This window comes from Dyadobacter sp. 676 (assembly GCF_040448675.1).
In the GTDB taxonomy this organism is placed as follows: Bacteria; Bacteroidota; Bacteroidia; order Cytophagales; family Spirosomataceae; genus Dyadobacter.
Map to the genome: position 1 here is coordinate 6,667,362 of NZ_CP159289.1, position 16,475 is coordinate 6,683,836.

Consider the following 16,475-nt stretch of genomic DNA (forward strand, 5'->3'; position numbering starts at 1 on the left):
CGCTTACATCCCCTGCCGGATCGAGAAATACCATACCCAGGCAATCAGGAAGAGCTGCATGGGAATCCTGAACCACAGATAGGCCGGACCTTTGCCGTCATAGGTTGCCTTCTGATAATCGAGACGGTGCATGGCAGCGTAAACGTTCGCGGGTAAAAGGGCTATGAAGAACAGCACCAGGAAAACTCCCGCCGGATGCCGCATGGCCGGAAAAAGCAGCGCGATTCCGGCGGCGATTTCCAGCAAACCGGTAATGAAGACCGTCGCTTTTTTGAAGGGAACGAAAGGAGGGATCATCATTCTTATGCCTTGGGGAAATTTGAAATGGCCTAATGCGGTGAATTGGAGCATAATGCACATGGCAATGTTTCCGCTCAGAATGGTGGCAGGTTCGCCGGAAGCGGCCCAGGTAATGCCCAGGCTCGCCAGAAAACTAACGATCAGAACGATAAGTACAGCCATAGTCAATTGATGTAATTGCTTTTGGGAAAGCGGAAAAGCGCCCCGCAAAGTTCCGAAAATGGCCCAGGGCATGGTTTTTTATTCCTGTATGCATTCATCTTAACAGGCAAAACCATGAACTTAGAAACCGAATATACCGAAGCCGCTCCAACGGCCGTCAAGCCGACGCATCAACCGCCCGCACCCAGTTATCCCGAAAAGCCGCGCGAAACCGGCCCATTGAACCCGACGCCCGATGTTCCCGGAACGGACGCGCCGGAGGTTAGCACCGGTTCGGGAGTCAATCTCGACGAGCCCGCACAGGAAACCGACGCGGACGAAGTAGGGGAGATCGAGTCCCAAAATCCTTGATTGGGGAGTGGGCCGCCGTGGGACGAATGAGTGAATGAGTGAAAATGACTACTCACGACCATCCCTGACCACACCTGACTACTTCTGACCGCAACCACCAAATTCCGGTTATGCTGTTATTTCCCGCGATTGGCGAGCCAAAGGATCGAATTTATCAGGAACCGGTTTTGCGCATCGTTATCGAAGGTAAGCGACAGTTCCCGGTTGGTTTTGTTTTCATAGTCGATGTCGTTGTGGCCCATGTTCATGTATAACATTTTGTACTTTTTGTTGGTCCAGGCAACGGGGTAATAGCCGCTGTGCCAGATTTCGTGCGGTTTCGGCCCTGTTCCCAGCGGAAAGCTCGCCGGGTCGATCGACAGGAGAATTTGAATATCGGGATTTTGTGTCAAGTCCTTTTCCCAACGGTACCATTCGTTGGGCGAAGCTTTGAATGTACTGCCGAGGCCCCTGGTTGCGGGGTTTTCCGGAACTTCTACTTTCAGAATGGCCGAAGTCGGCCGCCAGGTGTTGCTCTTGTATTGCCCCGAGCCCAGGAACTGATCGTGGTACCAGTCCCAATTTTGAGGATATGCGCTGGGAGTCAGGGCGAATGCGGCGAAATGGAAGCCGATCCAGCCACCTCCGTTTTCCATGTACTTCTGAAATGCAGCGCGTTGCTCGGGCTTTTCCGGCCGTGTATCGAGAAAGAGAACTACCTGGTATCGGGAAAGGAATTCGGTATTGAGGTTATCCCAATTGCTCGTAGAGTCGTAGGTAAACCCGTTTAGTTTCCCCAGTTCAGGCAAGCGCCGGTTGGCCTCGTGCACAAAGCTGATGTGCGCGCGGTCGTTTTTTCCGGTAAAGAATGCGATGACTTTGATTTTCTGCTGGCCGCAGCTGCCTACGGGAAGAATAATGCCCCAAAGCAAGGCCACGACGGTTAAATATACCCGAGGGTCGTATTTCATTTGGCAAAGGGTTAGGTGTCAGGATAAAAGCAGGCCAAATATATACGGTAAAATGCGTATGTGGCACCGGTGCTAATTTTAGTTTTGAAAACGGCGAATAACCGCTTTATTTGCCGTCTCCAATTTCATTAGCAAGTATGAACTACACCCTTATCGCACAACAAGCCGGCGTCGGCGAGAGGCAGGCAAAAAATACCATCGCGCTGTTTGAAGAAGGCGCCACGGTTCCTTTTATTTCCCGTTACCGCAAAGAGGCGACAGGCGGGCTCGACGAAGTCCAGATCGGAAATATTAAAGATGCCTGGCAAAAACAGCAGGAGGTCGAGAAGCGCCGCGAGGCCATTCTCAAAAGCATCGAAGAGCAAGACAAACTCACGCCGGAGCTTAAAAAGAAGATTGAAAGCGTTTTTTCGATGACCGAACTGGAAGACCTCTATCTTCCCTATAAACAAAAGCGGAAAACAAGGGCCACGGTGGCGATCGAAAAAGGGCTGGAACCGCTGGCGAAGCTGATTTTTGAAGGCAAGGAACGTGACCCGGAAGGTAAGGCGGCTACGTTCATTAACGATAAGGTCGCGGACGTGGGAGAGGCATTACAGGGTGCAAGGGACATTATCGCCGAATGGATCAACGAAAACCAGGAGGCACGCGCCAAGATCCGTTATGTATTTCAGCGCGGCGCGATCATTACTTCCAGGGTGAAAAAGAAAAAAGAGGAGGAAGGGGCCAAATACCGGGACTATTTCGAATTCTCCGAGCCACTGGCGAAGATCCCTTCACACCGCTTGCTCGCATTGCGCCGGGGAGAAGAGGAAGGCATTTTGAGCGTCGACATTTCGCCGGACGAGGATGTTGCGCTCGAAGCGCTCGACCGGTTGTTTATGTATGGTACGGAGGCTTGTAAAGACCAGCTAGAAATTGCGATTGCTGATAGCTACAAAAGACTGCTGAAACCATCCATTGAGACCGAATTTGCGAATTTGTCCAAGGAAAAGGCGGATGTGGCTGCGATCCAGGTGTTTACGGAAAACCTCCGCCAACTTTTACTGGCGTCGCCGCTTGGCCAGAAAACCGTCCTGGCTATCGACCCGGGTTACAGAACGGGCTGCAAGGTCGTCGTACTCGACGGCCAGGGCAATCTTGTAACCGATCATGTCATTTATCCATTTGACAAACCCGCAGACGCTGCGGCCCGCCTCACCGACCTGATACGTAAATTTAAGGTGGAGGCAATTGCGGTGGGAAATGGCACCGCTGGCCGCGAGACGGAGGATTTCGTGAAGAAATTGCTCGATAGTACCGGACAGTCGGCGATTGGCCTGTTTATGGTAAGCGAGCAGGGAGCGTCGATTTATTCGGCTTCGGAAGTTGCGCGCGAGGAGTTTCCCGACAAGGACGTTACCGTTCGCGGGTCCGTATCGATCGGGCGCAGGTTGATGGACCCGCTTGCGGAACTGGTGAAAATCGACCCGAAGTCGATCGGTGTGGGGCAATATCAGCACGATGTGGACCAGAATTCATTGCGAAATGCTTTGGATGTAGTCGTAGAAAGCTGCGTAAATTCCGTAGGCGTAAATCTCAACACGTCGAGCAAGCACTTATTGCGGTATGTTTCCGGCCTCGGACCCGCTTTAGCGCAAAATATCGTGGATTTTCGCGCTAAAAACGGAAACTTCAAATCGAGGCAGCAATTATTGAAAGTTCCCCGTCTGGGAGCGAAAGCATTTGAGCAGGCGGCGGGTTTCCTGCGTATAGAAAATGGAATCAACCCATTGGATAACAGCGCGGTACACCCAGAGCGTTATGAATTGGTAGAACAAATGGCTAGGGATGCGGGTGCTACGGTGAAGGATTTGATGCAAAAACCGGAGCTGCGCCGCCAGATCAGGATAGAGAAGTACGTTTCGGAAACGGTCGGTTTGCCGACGTTGCGGGATATCCTGGCCGAGCTGGAAAAGCCCTCGCGTGACCCGCGCGCGGAGATGAAGAAGTTCGAGTTCGACAGTTCGGTCCGTAAGCCGGAAGACCTCAAAGTCGGGATGATTCTCCCGGGCATTGTTACCAACATCACGGCGTTCGGCGCGTTTGTCGATGTCGGCGTGAAGCAGGACGGCCTCGTACACGTTTCACAAATGGCCGGCAAATTTGTGAAAGATCCGAACGAGATCGTAAAGCTTCAACAGCACGTCACCGTTAAAGTAACGGAAGTGGACCTTTCTAGGAAGCGGATCGCGTTATCGATGAAACTTTAAAAAGTACAAAACCCGCCAGGCGATCACCGGCGGGTTTTATGTTATTTGAGCGCCCATTATAATACGTGCAGCCGTTCTTCCTCCACAACCTTTTTCAGTTCGTGCAGCACTTTCATCCAGTTCGCTTCTGCCTTCACCACCGCTTCGTCGTCTTCCAGGTTATCCTGCGTAACGACGAGCGTCGTGTTGTCGTGATATTCCGACAAGTGGTAAGTCACATGCGTATAATTGTCCTCAAAATCCTCGGTACCCGACAACGGGCTCCAGAACGAATAGCTGAGCTCCCGCTCGGGGCTGATCCGCAGGATTTCGCCTTTATCGACATAATGCTGGCCCTGCCAGACGCCCTCGAAGGTGATCGGGCTGCCGATCTCAAAATCCGAGCGCATTTCGGTTCCATGGAAATACTTCTTGACGAGTTCGGGATCTACCAATGCCTTCCACACCGCAGAAGGGCTTGCATGGATAGAAATGGTTGTGGTTGCAAGCTGTTTTCTGTTCATGTTATTCGATGTTAAGTACTGTGAATGAATGCTGAGAAAACTATGCCAGATAGCCGCGGGGGAACTGGCTTAACCTGGTTAACGCATATCGATTCAAACGAGTTGATGCATGCGGGCCAAATTTTCGGAAGATTGTATGACGTCCCGTTCGTCTTTTGGGGAACACAGCAGGTCGGATGATCGGGAACCGGAAGTAGAAGCGATTTTTACCTGTCGGGGGAAAGCAATGCGGGAATTCAGAAGTTGTATTGAACGCGTGCCGTGAAAACGTCATCGGATACATCGCTTTCGTAACCGGCCAACGCGGATTTCTCGTTGCGCACGAACTCGTAATAGAACACGAATTTTAATGACTCGTTGGCCGTATATACATAGCCCATTCCCAGGGTGTTATAGCGAAGGTCGGCTTTGCTAAAACCTTTGTCGGCCGAAATCTGCCCGCCCGAAACCCTGGTGTTGGGGTCGTACCAGTCGTATTTCATAACAAATTGATGGTCCTGGCTTCCAAGATGTTGCAGGAAATAGAAATAGGCGCCGTCGAAATTCCGGGTATATAGCGGGTCTTTCAGTCCATTAGTCACGGGATAAACTCCCGGGGTCTCGCTCGTGCCGAATGTGGCCGTTTGTTGCCCTTTAATGTATTCGGCGCGGAATTCGGTCTCGCCTTTATGGTTGGGGAACGAGAGCTGGAAATCGGCACCGGCGTAATTGCGGGGCCTTAGCTTGTGCAGGTTTGCGGCCGAGGAGTCGCGTACGGCGTAATATTCGTTGCCTCGCCGGCCCGTTTTGTACAGGACATCGCCCTGGCTCACGATCCCACCGGCATAACCCGATACTGCTGCCGATAATGTGGCATTCCCCAATGCGCGGATTTTCGTCGGTTTAAGGCTGATGCGGCTGATCACGTCTTTGTGGCTGTCGTAATCCATCGGTCCCGACATGCCCTGACCGTTGAAAACCCCCAGGTCGAATTTCAGTTTCCGGTGCCATTCCTGCGTTTTACGGCTGGTAACGGTAAGCATTACACCGATATCGCGCTCGGTGCGCATCAGTATCTGCGACATGCGCCCGCGCTCGGGTGTTTCGCGGTTGGCCGACGACAGGTTGACCTCGTGCCCGAACGGCCGCGCGAACATTCCGGTCGTCAATGCGAAAATCTTGAATTTGTTCTCGTAGAAACGCCCCCAAAAGTCGCGGATCGCCACACCGCGTTCGGTGCCGTCAAACTGGAACACGAAATAGGACGTTGGGTCGTTGTTCTTGTTCAGGTGCGCATAGTCTACGCGCAAGCGCCCGCGCCGGAGCATGAAGCGGTTGTTCGAAAGACCGGAGAAATTTCCCCCTGCATAGGTTTCGGCCCCCTCTTTGGAAATTATCTGAAACTGTGGTTGAATATAGCCGCTGATTCTCACGCGGTTATATCGTTCGTAAATTGAGAGCATACCCTTACCCATCTGGTTTGTGGTGTCCACAAGGTCCATAAGGAAGCGCTGGGCAAAAAGGTTTGAATGGCTTAAAAGTATAAAAAGTAGTAATAGGCCGGCAACACGGAACTTCATCAGACTAAATAATTGGTGGCTGCAAAATGAGGTACAAAGAACCTTATTTTCCCTTAATTATTTGAGTCAGGCGCGACAGTTTTTCTTCCCAATACGCTTTCATCTCTTCCCGATCGGTGGCATCCGGCAGTTTTTCCTGATGAAAACTGATTACGCTCTTGCCGGCATGCTTGCTTCTGCTGCCCGTTACGCGCACCTGCAATGTGGAGCTGCCGCGCCAGTTTTCCGGCTTCCAGGCCATCCTTAAATGGGAACCCGGTTCCAGCACCGTAATGGTACCCGTGATCCCGTCCTTTGTCCGAAAAGTTTGGCCCCGGGCTATTTTTCCTTCGGCGAGGTTACCGAGCCAGACTGCCAGCCCTGCTCCGGAGGTGATCATTTCCCAGGCTTTTGCCGCCGGCACCGGAACCGTCTTTGTAACCCCGACTTCGTATCCGGACGAAAGCTCTCCCAATGCACGCAGCCCCCGGGCCTCGCGGTATCCCGAAGCGATTTTCTGGCGGTACCACGCGCTTTCCACCTGGTCCGCCAGGATGGCGACGATCTGTTTGTGCTCTTTTGTGGTGGCTTCGTGGCTGTCGAGCCAGTCAATCCATTCGGTCCAATCACGCCCTGTTTTCAGTTTCAATGTCTTCGACGGCAGCTTGGCAAGCTGGTCTGTTGATGATAATACGACGCCGTTCACCATGTCTTTTACGGTTTTTGGCCGTAAAGTTAGAGAAAAACCAATGCCAGGGCGATGGCGGGGGCCGGCAAATTATACAGGGGGAAATGTGGGAGTGTCAGAAGTGCATCAGGTTTATTAAAAGGTAACCTATTGATAATGAGGTGAACGAATTTGATATGTTTTATACTAATTAAATGTATTATTAATAAACAGTTTAATATAAATAAGATTAAAAAAGTAACATAAATATAAAAAGTATTGTATTATCGAAAAGTATTGGCCTAACTGCCTGCATGTACCCGTGTGAAATGGAAGGCCCATTCATTATGTACTAAAAACTTGAAAAGTATGATACATACAAATCTTATTAAAAGTATCATACTTTTCACTTTATATTATCCTTTCGAAATGTAATTATAAGTATCATAGTGTTAATACTTATAATACATTTGATAATGTTAATTAAGTACTTTACTTATGTTTTTTATCATTACATAAAATATGAATAAGAAGTATTATCAGTAAGCAGCGGTAAACCGTTTTTTGATAAAGTTGCCTTGTTCGATTTCGTCCACGATAGCGACGGCTGTGTCCTGTACAGAAAGCCGGCTGTGGTGGTTCTCGTCAAATACCGGTGTATCGAGAGAAGTCCGGTAACGTCCTGTGCGCTCGCCCGGGTGTGCAGGCGACATCTCAATGGCCGGACTTAGGAAAGTCCAATCCAGCTCCGACTCGGTCTTGAGAAAGTTCAGGTAGTCGCGCGCCGCAGTGGCGCCTGCTTTATACGCTTCGGGGAAATTCGGGCTGTCGACCAGTTGCAAGCCGGGTTTGATTTCCAGACTGCCCGCGCCGCCTACGGTAAGGAAACGCTTGACGCCCGCCTGCTTCACACCTGCTTGAATGGCTTTCGCGCCCGTGAGGAAATCGTTGTAAATGTTCGGGTTTGTCCAGCCGGCGTTGAAAGTGCTGATTACCGCATCATGGCCCGCTACGGCCGCAGCTACCTCGTCGGCATTGGCCACATTAGCGGCTACTGCCGTCACCAGCCCACTGCCGGTGTCGATTTTATCGGTGTTACGGGCGATAGCCGTTACCTGATGCCCGCGTGAAACGAGTTCCGCCAAAACATGGGCGCCCACAAAACCGGTAGCGCCGATCAATGCAATTTTCATAAGTGCTTGTTTTTGAAATAAATAATCCTGTTACTGAAATATAAAATGTTACAGTTTTGCAAAAAATTAGTCGAATTTTTTGCAAAATTCCGCCAGCGACACTTTGCCCAGGCTCGCCAGCAATGTCTTTTCGGCGTCTTCGTACAGGCTGTCGAGATGATCGTTGATTTTCCTTCCCACCGGGCAAGCCGGGTTAGGAGAGTTAATACCCTTTCCCAGCAAATCTTTTTGCTTTACGGCTTCATAGACCTCCGACATGACTATCCTGTCCGCAGGCTTAGCCAGGCGGCTCCCGCCCGATTTTCCTTCCTTGCTCGTTACCAGGCCCTTTTCACGCAGGTTACCAAGCTCTTTCCGCACCAATACGGGATTGATATTGATGCTTCCCGCGAGGTATTCGGAAGAAGTCCATTCCTCATCGGAAACGGCCAGCAACGTGAGAATATGTACCGAAATAGCAAACCTGCCGCTGTTCATACTGTAACATTTATTATTACAGTACAAAGATGAGAGATAATTTTGAGGGATACAAGTTTTTTTTGGGGAGGAAGGAAGGGGAGGAAGAGGGAGGGAGCGAGTGAGGGAAAGTGGAATAAAAGATAATGAAAGGGAAAAGAAAAGAACCGAAAGAGGAGAGAACTCCGTCCTCCTTCCTTCCTCTCCTTCCTCCCTCCAAAAACTACTGACCCTGTCCGAAGGCTGGATTATTCTTGTCGAACCATAGTCGTTGACTGTTCAGTGTGGTAGCGGTGCGGTCGTTGGGCGTAAATCCCTGCTCCGCCTGTGCTTTTTGCCAGTTGGCGTTGTTGGTGCCCAGCGGTGGCTCGTCGACCCAATAGCGGCGCGGAATGACCTCGTTAAACGCGTCCCTCGGATAATACGTCGAATTGTTTTTCGGGTAACCGGTTCTCCGCACAAACGTAAATGCCTCCGTGGGCAGACGCATGAAGTTCAGATACTGCTGGATATAAATGCGTTCCAGGTCGTTCGTGCCGTTCAACTTCACGAGCGGTTGCGCAAGGTAGGCGGCGATTTCCGCATCCGCATTATCCGACAAGCCGGTGGTCGACAACGCGGCCTGCGCGATCGAATTCATTGTTCGGAGCGACGACGTAATTCCTTTTTTGTACCAGTCTTCGGCCTTGCCGGTTATTTTAGAACCGGTTCCGTAGCCTTTCTGGATTAGTTCTGCGATGTAGAAACAGGTTTCTGCGCTGGTAAGCATGTAGTCGTGGAATGTGCCTTTGGCACCGTTGCGGGTCGGTGCGAAGAACTCCTTGTTGATCGTCGACATTATGACGTACTTGTTGCTGCCCGCATTGAGGGGATTTTTGTAATACTGGGCCACTGCCGGGTTGGTCGTCCAGTCGGCGGGACCGCCCTGGAAGCGAATTCGCTGGTCGGCCGGGTCGATGAATGCAGGTAATGGCTGATTATATTTTTTGAGCGAGTCCAATGCATTGGCCGTCAGGTCGTTGGGGCTGAAATAGATCGTGAGCCGGGGATCTTTGGTTTGTTTCAGGAAAGTCATGATGGATTTCGTCGCGAAGCGGGTGCTTCGGTAATCGATATCGTTGCCAATCGGGCCCCAATCCGGATCGATGTAGGCAAACTGGTCGGCGTCTTCGACGATCGGCCCGATCGCATTATCCGCCACCTCTTTGTAAATCTGCCGGGTTTTGGCCTTATCCTGGCCCTCATAACGTAACGCAATGCGCAATTTGAGCGTATTCGCGGCTTTAACCCATTTGATCCAGTCGCCGTGGTAAATAATGTCCGCATTGCCATAGCCCTCCTGGTTGGTCATGTCGGCGCTGAGCGTTGTGATGGCTTCGTTCAATTCGGTGAGCCAGGTATCGTAGAGTGCCTTCTGGGTGTCGTATCCGGGGGTATAATTTTGCTTGTCGCGGCCCTGGATCGCCTGGGAATAAGGCATAGACCCATTCATATCGGTGACGCGCAGCCCGTGCAGCACGCTCACGACATAAGTAGCGGCCCGCATTTTCTGAAAGCGCTCCTTGTCGGGCTTGGCATCGATCTGCTTCCGGATTTCAACCAGATTGGGTAAAATATTCGAATAGTAAGCGGAATACCGCGAGTTGATATTGGTCGAAAGTTCATAGGGATCGGTGGTCAGGTGCTGGGAAAAACGCAGGAGCTGTTCCAGATTTTCCCAGATCCATTCCGTTCCCTGATATGATTCGAGGCTGTTCAGCGAATAGGTGAAGAGAAATTTCGGATCGGGCGTAAGCACTACGCTCGGGTCGGTATTAATGTCGCCAAAGTCGTTTTCGCAGGAAGTAGCGCACAGCAATCCGCTGGCGAACAAGGCACCGGCTGCACATTTGATCAGTATATTTTTCATCGGAAAGATCATTTTTTTAATTACGGTAAATAGCCGATCGCATCAGAATGCCGCGCGTAACGTTACGCCCAGCGCGCGGGTCATCGGCGGTATAAAACCAACTTCTTTTTGTACCGCCGTACTGTTCGAGTAATTCGATGCGGGGTTGAAATTCAGCGGTAATGTGTTATAGAGGTAAAGCAAATCGCGGCCTACCAGATTGACGGACAATGCATTCAGCTTTATTTTCTCGCAAAGCGATTGGGGGAACTGGTAGCTGAGCGATACCTGGCGCAATGAAATCCACGAGTTTTCCGAGATCCAGTAATCACCCACGGCGGTCGAAAACGAACCGTAGCGGTAGTTGTACTGGGGCAAATGCGTCGGTTCCACCAGGCCTTTTTCGTACGCTTCCCGGAATGTCATGCCACCTACATCGGCGCTGGTGCCATCAGGCTGCGTAATGGTTTGGCCGGCCGCAAAAACACCCTCTGGCAGGATACCGTCGTCGTAGGTCTTGCCGTCGAATTTGCTTGTGAATACGATGCCGCCATGATCGGCATCGCGGCCCTGCAATGTATTTTTGAACACGCCGGTGTGCGTGCCATAGCGCATGGACGTAATGATCATATCCCCGCCGATCTTGGCATCGAACAAAACATTGAGCGAAAACCGCTTGTAGCTGAATGTGTTATCCCATCCGCCACGGAACTTCGCATTGATATCGCCTACATCCTTCCACTCGTTGCTGCGTGCGGGGAATGCCGCGCGCGCATCTCCGCGCCAGGAAAGGATCGGCAGCCCGTTCCTCGGATCGTTGGCGTCGGTACCCTGGAAACGGGCCGCTGCGATTTTCGTGCGGATCACACCGTACGTGCCGCCGACCTTGGCATAGGGGATCAGGTCGTTGCCACCGCCCGATTCGTCGGCCAATGCATAATATTCGCGATCACCATATAACTCGATGATTTTGTTACGATTACGGGAGAACGTTACTGTGCTGTTCCAGGTAAAGGGCCCCGATTTAACGGGTGTCGCGTCGAGGGCTATCTCGATGCCGGTATTTTGGATGTTACCGGCATTGATCAGAATGCTGCTTACTCCGGTTTCAACGGCCGCTGAAATGGGGATAGGCTGGTTACGGGAGTTGTCGCGGTACACCGACAGGTCGAGGCCCAGGCGGTTATTCAGGACTTTCAACTCCAACCCGATCTCCTTCGCGATCTTTCTCAATGGCTTGATGTTCGGCTGCAAGGTCGACCGCGCGCTGAATGTCGACAAGGCCTGATCGCCGAAGCCGCCGGCATTGGTATACCCGTTGAATGCAAAACCCGGATTGAGCAGGAACGGCTCTATATCGCCCCCTAACGCCGCCAGGTTCCCCCGCAACTTTCCATATGAGAGCCAGTTGGGGAGAGATGAATGGAATGTTTGGGAAAAAATCCAGGATAAACTCGCCGAGGGGTAGTTATAAAAATTATTACCGGAGCCGTCGGAATAGGTCAAAGCCGAAGACCAGTCGCCACGCCAGGTCGTTTGCAGGAAAAGCTGTTCGCGCCAGGCAAAATCAGCACTGGCATACAGCGACTTGTAAGACCGCCGCGTTTTAATCCCCCCCTCGGACTTTTGGGATTGTACCGAGTTAGCAAGGAAAAAATTGCCGGGATACGACAGCCCGCCTACGGTTTCGGCATTGTTGAACGACAAGCTGTAAGACTGTGATTCGCCGCCCACATAGCCATTGAAATCCAGGTCTTTGGTAATGGGTTTATTGAATATCGCGAGCCATTTTACGAAGTTGGTCTGCTTGGTCGAATGCCCGAGAGCGTAGCGGCCGCCGGTAAAATTAGCGCCTTGCCCCAGTTCTTTGATCTCGCTTTTGGTGTAGAGATTATTGAAATTGCCTTCCGCCTGCAGTTTGAGCCAGTCGGTGATGGTAGCCGTGAGCGCCAGACGTCCGCGCACCATTTGTTCGCGTTGGGTGTAGTCGTTTTCGAAAATATTGAACCAGTAATCGGCGCCGGGAACGCGGTTTGGCTCGTTTACATCACTCACATTACGGAGGCCCCCATTGTAGCCGATGTAGTTCCGGCGTTGCATCCAGTATTTGGTATCGTAATTGCGGGGAAAAATCCAGATATAATTGTTCAGCGAAAGCGAGGGCGGGTTGGCGCCTTCGGTTGTGGTATAATCGGCCGTTACGTCGGCGACGAGGAATTTGTTCAGGTTTTGCGTCGCGCGCAGGTTAAACGCATTCTTGTCGAGGGTGTTTTTAAAATTAATCCCCCGGCTATCGACGCGGTTATAGGAAAAACGGAAGGTGGAGCGCTCGTTTCCACCGTCGATGGCCACATTGGTAAGGCTTCCTTTACCTGTCTGGAATGCATCGAGGTAATTGTTCGGGTAGGCCTGGTAGGTTGTCATTTTGCCGTCATAGTCAACCACCTGTTGGCCGGCAAATCTGGGTCCCCAGTTTTCGAGCTCGCGGTTCTGCTGGCGGTCGATATACGGCTGGTCCTGCGCATTGGTGGGAAATACCTTGGTGGTCCACCCCTCGTCGGGCTTGTAGTTGGGATCGCGGGTGTCGGTAAAGAACGCGCCTACCGTACCGCCGCCGAATTCATTCTGGAAATCGGGCCCGCGATAAGGTTTCTGCATATTGAAGGTTTGCGACACGCTCACGCCGATACCTTTTCGCTGTGCGCCTTTTTTGGTAGTGATCAGGATGACGCCGTTGATAGCCCGTGTGCCGTATAATGCCGCGGCAGCCGAGCCTTTGAGTACGGATACACTTTCGAAATCCTCCATATTCAGGTTTTTGAGGGAATTTCCGAAGTCGCGGGGGCCGCTGCTGCCATCGTACACGTCGTTATCCAGGATTACGCCGTCGATGACGAAGATGGGCTGGTTGTTGACGCCGAGCGTCGAGTTGCCCCGGATGAGGATTTTGGTGTTACCCATCAGGCCGCCCGCTCCCTGATCTATCTGCACGCCCGGAATGCGTCCCTGCAATGCGCTGATGGGGCTGAGCTCGTTGGTAGCGGCCATTTTCGCGCCGGCGATTTCCGAGACCGTGTAGCCGAGCTGTTTTTTCTCACGCTTTACACCCAACGCGGTAACGACGACCTCGTTGAGCTGCTGGTTGTCCTCTTTCAGGACCACGTCGATGATGCTTCGGTTATTGATCGGCACTTCCTGCTTTTCAAAGCCCACAAACGAAAATACAAGCGTACCGCCGGCCGGGGCGGTGATGGCGTATTCTCCCGTCGCATTGGAGGTAGTGCCGTTGTTGGTTCCTTTGACAAGGACCGAAATTCCGACGAGCGCCGAATGATCGGACGCGGAGGTTACCGTTCCGGTCACCCTTACGTTCTGGGCGTAGAGCGGGAAAGGAGCTCCGAGCAGGAAACATAGCAGGTGCAGAAGATACCGGCTATGCAATGGGTACATTTTCTTCATACGAACTTGGTTTAGAGGTACGAGTAGTTAGTAACTGTGTAGAAAAAGATCGATTTCCGGTTGGAAATACTGCGAACAAAGTAATCTATAATTTAATAAGAAATTTTATTAATTACCGATTATTTTTTTATCTTTTTAAAAGATAAACTAAATGTGCGAAGTGTTGCATGGAAGAACTCCCGAACGCGTTGCGCGACGGAAAATAAGCAGTAGTACCCAGTCAGACTTTGCGACCACTCGGCCGGCATGTGGAGTCGCGGTACAAGTACTCTTGATACCTAATAATACTTATAATATGATCACACTTTTTGTATGTATTTATTTAAATAATAAGTAGCAGGTAATTAAATATATAAATAGTATTTTAAGTTTAATATTAATTATTATATAATAAAAGTATTAAAAGTTTAATATGTATAGTACTTGCTATACAAAAAACACCTCAACATTCATATTAAATGTTAAGGTGTTTTTGTGTTTGAGTATCAGTTATTTAAGTATTATGAGTCCTCCCTTGTAAGACCGCTTGGTGTACTGCACGACGAAGTGGTAATAGCCACCCGAGATCTTGTCGGGGCACCAGTCGTTGGGCCGTACCTTGGAATAGTAGACCTGCTTGCCCCATCGGTTGAAGATCGTAATGTCCTTGAACATGTCCTGGCAATTGTCTTCGGGGAGGTCCTGGAAAACAAAGCAGTCGTTTTTTCCGTCGCCGTTCGGCGTAATTACGTTGGGGAATTCCGGGAACGGGGCCGAACCCTTGTCTTTGATGGTAAGTTTGACGGTCGTCGTGTCGGTGGCAGCGGCGCAGCTTTTGTCCTGGGTGACGAAGTCGACCATGAACGTCTGCTCCGCCCGACCGTCGAGTAACGCGCATTCCGGATTCCAGGCATATGGCGAGGTCACCGATTTTACGCCCGACCTGGCCTCGAAAATCATTCCGGCATTCTTCATGTCGAAGCCCCGTCCCACGGCCGTCAGAACAATCGTATTCGTGTCGGGGTCAGTTGCCAGCACATCGAAGCTAATACCGGACGAGCTTCCGATCTGATACGTAACCTCCTGTACGGTCAGCGAGGTTTTCACAGCCGGCGGGCGGTTGGGCGATTCGTCGACGATGAAATACACCGGTTTCGACACAGGCATCGGATTGCCTTCGCACCGCATATCTTCCAGTTTGAAGTCCACGGCCAGCGTGTCGCCCTTTCTGGCATTGCAAGGCGGCACCCAGGTGAACTTCTGCTGCACGTTCGCCTGGCCGGTAACGGGTTTGAAATCCATCCCCATGTCGTTCATATTGAAGTCCTGCCCGCGCCCGGAAAGCGCCAGGTTATCCTTGTCGGGGTCTTTGCCGAACACATCGAAAGTCACGGGCACGCCCGCGGTAACATGCACGTAGTCGCCCGTGAGGGAGGTTGTAATGGCCGGGGCATTGTTATTGTTGTTTTCGCGACGGATGTAAATATTCAGCGTATCGGTGAGCGGAAAAGGACAGCTGCCGTCCTGCGCCACGAGCTGGATTTTGATAGGACGGTTGTCATAGGTAATGAAGCAGTCTTCCAGGCAGACCTGGAATTTCAGTGTATCATTCGGCACCTTGGTTGTGAATTGAGCCGGAAGGAGTGTAAAATAGTCCTTCGAGTTGTTCACCGCCTGACCGTCGACGCTTACGATCTGGTTGACAGTCGGGTCGGTTACCATCACCTCGAAACAGTTCGGATCGCCCTTTTTGACAGTTATGATTTCATTCTCGGTGTAGTAGGTGTCCTTTCCTTTGGGTTTAAACAGCAATTTGGGCGGGTCCATTTTGGGGCAATCAACTACTTTCAGCTGGAAGTCGCGCGTCAGCGAGCCTATTTTTTGTCCGTTCCTGTATTCATCCACGCGCACGGCAAACACATACAAACCGATCGCGCCCGGGGTCACGGACAGCATTCCCGTCGACGGGTTGACTTTCAGCGGGTCGGGGCCGGGTATCATGTTATCGACCGTAATCCCGTTGATCCATGTCAGCCTCGGGTAGTTCGAGGAGCCGCGGGCAGGCGCACTGGGGTTGGCTTTATCCGAATAGCCCTGCATGGGCGTGGCGAGCGAATACACCAGGCTATCGCCATCGGCATCTTTCCCTCCGAAGTCGAAAAAGAACGAAGAATTAACGCAAGCGTAATCGCCTTTGATCTCGGGAAAAACCGGGGAAGAATTTTTGAAATTGGCGTTATTCTTGAAAAGAGGGGGGAATTCCAGGTAAAACAGGCTGCCCGCATCGCCGGGTGACTGAATATTCGTGATGGTGCCGTTACGACAGCAACGGTCCCATACCATATAGTAGCCCTCAGGGTCGTCGAATTCCGTCGGGGTGAGGTGCAATGTGGAGCTGTAAGTGATCTGGTAGGTCTGCAGTGTCGAGATTCCGCAGAGCGGGTTTGCGTAGTTGACCGATTTTCGTTCTATTTTTGGGGCTTCAAGCCAGCCAATGGCCACGTTGTCGCGTTTTCTGAATACATAAATCGTGACAAACGGATCTTCTGCGCCGGGATTACCATTGAGGGCGTCGAAATACATCGTGAGGCCCATGTTATAATTGTAATAGCTGTCCTGGTTTTGCGTGATGAAGAGCTGGCCGCCAACTATGTGCGTAGCATGGGCTTCGCAAATGGCAAACAGCATCAGAATAAATAAGATGAACCGTTTTTTCATGGAATAATGCGGCGGTAAAAATGTATCCGATAGGATATTGGGATTAGTAATTAAAACAG

General features: G+C 51.3%; 12 protein-coding genes. 2 read left to right on the forward strand and 10 right to left on the reverse strand.

Features of this window, described 5'->3' with window-relative positions; translation table 11 throughout:
• Positions 1–3 precede the first annotated feature (3 nt).
• Positions 4–462, reverse strand: a complete 459-nt coding sequence (locus tag ABV298_RS29305) for a hypothetical protein (protein ID WP_353719674.1) — start codon at positions 460–462, stop codon at positions 4–6.
• A gap of 114 nt (positions 463–576) precedes the next feature.
• Between ABV298_RS29305 and ABV298_RS29310 the strand changes: the two genes are divergently transcribed.
• Positions 577–813 (forward strand): hypothetical protein, encoded by a 237-nt coding sequence (locus ABV298_RS29310; protein WP_353719675.1) that lies wholly within the window; start codon positions 577–579, stop codon positions 811–813.
• Positions 814–929: 116 nt separating this feature from the next.
• On the opposite strand, the gene ABV298_RS29315 is transcribed toward ABV298_RS29310, so the two are convergent.
• Positions 930–1,763, reverse strand: coding sequence for a ThuA domain-containing protein (locus tag ABV298_RS29315; protein ID WP_353719676.1), 834 nt, complete (start codon positions 1,761–1,763; stop codon positions 930–932).
• A gap of 137 nt (positions 1,764–1,900) precedes the next feature.
• Here ABV298_RS29315 and ABV298_RS29320 point away from each other — a divergent pair, with 137 nt between their 5' ends.
• A complete protein-coding gene (locus tag ABV298_RS29320) occupies positions 1,901–4,015 on the forward strand; it encodes a Tex family protein (protein ID WP_353719677.1) in 2,115 nt (704 codons plus the stop codon).
• 56 nt (positions 4,016–4,071) lie between these two features.
• Here ABV298_RS29320 and ABV298_RS29325 read toward each other — a convergent pair whose 3' ends face one another.
• The 8 genes from ABV298_RS29325 to ABV298_RS29360 all read right to left on the reverse strand — a co-directional run bounded on the left by ABV298_RS29325 (position 4,072) and on the right by ABV298_RS29360 (position 16,416).
• Positions 4,072–4,518, reverse strand: coding sequence for an SRPBCC family protein (locus ABV298_RS29325; protein WP_353719678.1), 447 nt, complete (start codon positions 4,516–4,518; stop codon positions 4,072–4,074).
• A gap of 236 nt (positions 4,519–4,754) precedes the next feature.
• The gene (locus ABV298_RS29330) at positions 4,755–5,960 is read right to left on the reverse strand and encodes a porin (protein WP_353719679.1); all 1,206 of its coding nucleotides are present in this window, start codon (positions 5,958–5,960) and stop codon (positions 4,755–4,757) included.
• A gap of 160 nt (positions 5,961–6,120) precedes the next feature.
• Positions 6,121–6,765: an SRPBCC domain-containing protein gene (locus tag ABV298_RS29335; protein WP_353719680.1), complete on the reverse strand. Its 645-nt coding sequence runs from the start codon at positions 6,763–6,765 to the stop codon at positions 6,121–6,123.
• Between the two features lie 497 nt (positions 6,766–7,262).
• Complete coding sequence (locus ABV298_RS29340) at positions 7,263–7,916, reverse strand: NAD(P)H-binding protein (RefSeq protein WP_353719681.1); 654 nt, start codon at positions 7,914–7,916, stop codon at positions 7,263–7,265.
• Positions 7,917–7,982: 66 nt separating this feature from the next.
• Positions 7,983–8,393 (reverse strand): Rrf2 family transcriptional regulator, encoded by a 411-nt coding sequence (locus ABV298_RS29345; protein WP_353719682.1) that lies wholly within the window; start codon positions 8,391–8,393, stop codon positions 7,983–7,985.
• A gap of 202 nt (positions 8,394–8,595) precedes the next feature.
• A complete protein-coding gene (locus ABV298_RS29350; RefSeq protein WP_353719683.1) occupies positions 8,596–10,281 on the reverse strand; it encodes a SusD/RagB family nutrient-binding outer membrane lipoprotein in 1,686 nt (561 codons plus the stop codon).
• Positions 10,282–10,323: 42 nt separating this feature from the next.
• The gene (locus ABV298_RS29355) at positions 10,324–13,719 is read right to left on the reverse strand and encodes a SusC/RagA family TonB-linked outer membrane protein (protein ID WP_353719684.1); all 3,396 of its coding nucleotides are present in this window, start codon (positions 13,717–13,719) and stop codon (positions 10,324–10,326) included.
• A 489-nt stretch (positions 13,720–14,208) separates the two neighbouring features.
• On the reverse strand, positions 14,209–16,416 hold the full coding sequence (locus ABV298_RS29360; protein ID WP_353719685.1) for a gliding motility-associated C-terminal domain-containing protein: 2,208 nt from the start codon (positions 16,414–16,416) through the stop codon (positions 14,209–14,211).
• Between the last annotated feature and the right edge of the window lie 59 nt (positions 16,417–16,475).